The sequence below is a fragment of the Pseudomonas sp. K5002 genome (assembly GCF_013386655.1).
Lineage (GTDB): Bacteria > Pseudomonadota > Gammaproteobacteria > Pseudomonadales > Pseudomonadaceae > Aquipseudomonas.
Map to the genome: position 1 here is coordinate 1 of NZ_JACARK010001142.1, position 909 is coordinate 909.

Consider the following 909-nt stretch of genomic DNA (forward strand, 5'->3'; position numbering starts at 1 on the left):
GGGCGCTGCCGGCCAATTGCGTGTCCAGGCACCTGGCGTTGGGGGCGTTCCGGGCCAGGACCGGCCTGGCATGGACCGAGCTCGACAGCCCGGTGAAAACCACCCTGTTCAACCTGATCGACGAGTTGTTTGGCGATTGATTGTTTCATCCGGTGAAATGCTGGATTGTAAAAACTGGCTATTCTGCTGCGTGCCGTAGCGGTGGAACATAAGCGTCATCGACCCGATCACCGGGTCGAGTCCCTGGCACATCGCGGAGCCCGTCATGATCAAACTGTACCGTTACCCCTTGTCTGGCCATTCCCACCGGGTTGAGTTGATGCTGTCGCTGCTGGGCGTGCCCGCTGAGCGGGTGCACGTCGATCTGAAGCAAGGCGCGCACAAAACCCCTGAATTCCTGGCCACCCTCAACAGCTTCGGCCAGGTGCCGGTGATCGATGATAACGGCGTGGTGCTGGCGGACTCCAACGCGATCCTGGTGTACCTCGCCGGCCAATATGGCACCGCCCAGTGGCTGCCCACCGAGCCTTTGGCCCAGGCCCGTGTGCAGCGTTGGCTCTCGGCTGCGGCAGGACCACTGCACACCGGGCCGGCTGCGGCGCGATTGATCACTGTGTTCGGTGCCGCGCTGGATGCCGAGGCGACCATCAGCCGCTCCCACGCATTCCTCAAAGTGGTAGAGCACCAGTTGGAGCAGAGCCGTTTTCTCACCGGTGACCTGCCGACGATTGCCGATATCGCGCACTACACCTACATCGCCCATGCGCCGGAGGGGAATGTCGCGCTGGACGACTATCCGCAGGTTCGCGCCTGGCTGGGCAGTATCGAGGCGCTGCAGGGGTTTGTGGGTATGCAACGCACCGCTGTGGGCCTGGCGAAGGTTTGAAGATTTTGTGGCGAGGGAGCTTG

At 62.5% G+C, this 909-nt stretch carries 1 protein-coding gene; it reads left to right on the forward strand.

Annotated features, from left to right (window positions below; all coding sequences use genetic code 11):
- Positions 1-265 precede the first annotated feature (265 nt).
- A complete protein-coding gene (locus HX846_RS34160) occupies positions 266-886 on the forward strand; it encodes a glutathione S-transferase family protein (RefSeq protein WP_087692541.1) in 621 nt (206 codons plus the stop codon).
- Positions 887-909: the final 23 nt, after the last annotated feature.